Raw genomic sequence first — 2,621 nt, forward strand, 5'->3', positions numbered from 1 at the left:
TACCGTATGATCCAAAGTGCTGCAGTTATTCTATGAATTCAGGGGCTAAAAGGCATGTGAACCAATTGATTCAGAAAGACGTCTTGAGAGGCGCGTTGAAGTACAGAGAGTGTCTGGTCACGGTTTGTAAGCGCTAGAATATGGCCGTTCCAATCTTCCAGTAGAAGCGCCTCGGCGGGGAGGGAGCCAGTAATGCGCCCTGTCACCATCAGTGCTATTTCGCTATTAGAGACTTCCTTCGCTTGTCGCGTAACATCGGCAAGTGAGCGCGATAATACGACCATGCCGATGCTAGTGCCTTCCATAAGAACAGGAACCGCAGCAAACTGCTGGCATGTTATGGCGCAACGTAGTGTGGTAATGGGTGACTCTGTGGTTAGTACACTACTTATCCAGCCTTGAATGGGCAGATCAATCAGCGGGTCGTTGGCACCTGAGTAACCCACTCTTGCCCCTTGGGTATTAAAAACAAAGATTTCATCAATCCCCGCTTCTAATTGCAGAGAAGGCCACTGTGCTCTGAGCACATCAGCTAGCTCGTCCTGGTTATTCTCTTGTAGCGCGCTTCCAAGTTCCGGCGCCGCAGCGGTTAAGCCCGCCAACTGGCGTAAGTTATCCGATGAGCGTTGCATCGCTAAGCTTATCTCGCGCTGCTGCCGCTCATGGCTTTCCATCCGACTACTTTCTAACTGTTGAGTGAGCTGGTGTTGGCCTAACCATATAAAGAGTGCCACAAGCGCTAGCAGTAATAGGCTGCTCAGCGCGATAACACGCCAAGTCAAACTAAGCCGGTAGCGCGCTTTAGGGGACGAACGTGTGGTCATCTCTGCGTATCCCGATCAAAAGCGCAGTGAAAGCTGGAAGAGCAACATATTCCAATGTCGGCTTGTTTCAGATGCATCCGCGTCTTTATGTAAGGGTAGCCAACCAGTACCGTCCACATGATGATATTCACCTGCCAACATTAGGTTGGGTCTGGGTGTCCACTGAACGCCAAAGGTAATGTCATCTGCAAATTGAGAATGGGCAGGGCCCAAACCACTTTGTGCGTAGCGAGTACCTGAACGGTCATTTCGATCATTTACCAAACGATCAAAGCGAATTAACCACTGCCAATCATGGTCCATACGACGCGTATATTGCACATACCAGCTTTCACCGGTTTTTTTCTGGTCAATGGCAGGATTAAAGCCATCTAGTTCAATTGTTCTCAGCGCATACTCAGAGGTTAAGCTCCACAGCTCGTCATTGTATTGCAATGAAAATACCCAAGGCTGAAACTGGAAGCTGCCATTAGTTAGTGGAGGTTGAGCGTCTTCATAGTCAGCGTTAGCACTAGCGGTGCTAAGTGCCATTAGAAAGTGTCCACCGTTGTCTTCATAGCGAATTTGGCCAATCGCAGAATAGCCCGCGCGTAACGATCCTGGAAAACGCTTCAACCCAAGCGCTTGATCGACATCGTCCTCTATGCGGGTTTTACCAACGCCTGCTTGAAAGCGAAAAACGCCGGACTGGGTTCGCTCTTCATGATAAATACTGGCGCCATCGCCAGCCATTCCCAACGAGCGAGTTCGATCAAAATAGATTGATTGTGGCAACAAGATGCTGGGGCGCGTGAAAGCGACGTCACGCGTTTGGTTATAAATGCCGAAGGGGTTTTTAAATCTACCTACCTGAAGGCCTAGCGTACGTTGCTGGTTGGAGACCATCTGATAATCCACCACGCCATAATCTAGCGTTGGGATGGCATCGCTAGTTTCACCACCGGCGCGACGGCTAAGCACCTGAGCGGCCACCAGCACATTGCGGTGAGGGCGGAGAGAGGCGTTAACACCTATTTCGGTATACTCCAGACTTCCTGCATTCTCACTGCTGCTACCGAAGAAATCATTATCGTCGGTGATGATAAGCGCCTGGCTCAGGAAACCATGTACTTGCAGAGTGTCGAGCACGTTTTCGTTTGCCCGGGCGGACGAGCAAACAGGCAGTGCTAGCAAACTTGTGAGTATGGCTACAGTGGGCCTGCGGATAGCGGAAAAATGCTCATTCCATTGAAATAACTTGGACATTTTCATCCAGATACTCCCTTTCAAGATATCCCAGCGCGCCAGGAGTATTTGCAATCTTCTCGCGCATTTCGAGCTGATCAGCAACGCGATTAGGCGCTTGCCCCATGCCAGAAAACACCATGCGATCCCATGCCAGTTGTAGCTGATGTGGATAAACGGCGAGCTGCTCTTTGGTGAAACGCGCATGTACAGGATCTCGGTTTGGCAGCACAAACACCTGTACGGCATCGCCGTCAGGCCATGTACGTTGCCGCATGGCAAATATCGCCCGCGTTGTGTCACGGTTTAGCCATTGCGTGGCTACCGCTGGGTGCGCTACTAGAAGTATGGCTGCGTCTTGATCAACGGATTGTGCATGGGTTTGTCCGGCCAAAAGAAAAGCCAGCACCAACCCAGTGAGGCCCCGTTTGATTTGTTGGCAAGCGATACGTATCAAGTAAAGAGACGGCATAGCGCGAGTCTTTTCCATCGCCTGCTGAACGCCAAGTCCATGCAGCATACCATTCGTACTAAGTGCCTAACCGAAAGTTTTCGTGCATAATGTATGTAGGA

Annotated in this window: 3 protein-coding genes; all 3 read right to left on the bottom strand. The window is 50.5% G+C overall.

Features of this window, described 5'->3' with window-relative positions; translation table 11 throughout:
• Positions 1-38: 38 nt before the first annotated feature.
• The 3 genes from INT21_RS12060 to INT21_RS12070 are packed head-to-tail and all read right to left on the bottom strand — an operon-like array spanning position 39 to position 2,568.
• Positions 39-824, bottom strand: coding sequence for a cache domain-containing protein (locus INT21_RS12060; protein WP_226930642.1), 786 nt, complete (start codon positions 822-824; stop codon positions 39-41).
• A 15-nt stretch (positions 825-839) separates the two neighbouring features.
• Positions 840-2,075: a hypothetical protein gene (locus INT21_RS12065; protein ID WP_226930643.1), complete on the bottom strand. Its 1,236-nt coding sequence runs from the start codon at positions 2,073-2,075 to the stop codon at positions 840-842.
• A complete protein-coding gene (locus INT21_RS12070) occupies positions 2,044-2,568 on the bottom strand; it encodes a hypothetical protein (RefSeq protein WP_226912961.1) in 525 nt (174 codons plus the stop codon). Before INT21_RS12070 ends, INT21_RS12065 begins: the two co-directional genes overlap by 32 nt.
• Positions 2,569-2,621 lie beyond the last annotated feature (53 nt).

Origin of the sequence: Halomonas sp. 3F2F, from assembly GCF_014897805.1 — a bacterium.
Taxonomy (GTDB): domain Bacteria; phylum Pseudomonadota; class Gammaproteobacteria; order Pseudomonadales; family Halomonadaceae; genus Vreelandella.